We start from the raw sequence: 254 nt of genomic DNA, 5'->3' as shown, positions 1-254 counted from the left end.
GATTCTTACATCCGCTGGTACAACGCCAAGCGGATTAAGATCTCGCTTGGCTCACTGAGTCCGCTCGAATACCGGGAGCGCCTCGGGCTCGCGGCATAAACCAGTCCAAGATTCTAGCCGCACCCCCGAAGTGTCGAAGTAAAATTCCCCACCCTGTTCGGACGGTGATCAGCCGGTGATGTGATCGGATGAGCTCCTTCGAGGACGGCCCGGGCGCCGACGAACCGGTTCAGCGGGCGTGTGATTCAGGGAAG

General features: G+C 59.4%; 1 protein-coding gene. It reads left to right on the top strand.

The features are described 5' to 3' along the window. Nucleotides 1-99 (top strand): IS3 family transposase (locus G3N64_RS39505; protein WP_205784712.1); only part of this gene is annotated, 99 nt, incomplete at its 5' end. Nucleotides 100-254 lie beyond the last annotated feature (155 nt).

It is taken from the genome of Burkholderia sp. Ac-20344 (assembly GCF_017104975.1).
Lineage (GTDB): Bacteria > Pseudomonadota > Gammaproteobacteria > Burkholderiales > Burkholderiaceae > Burkholderia.
The sequence above is the reverse complement of the archived record's forward strand: the minus strand, read 5'-3'. Positions and strand labels throughout refer to the sequence as shown.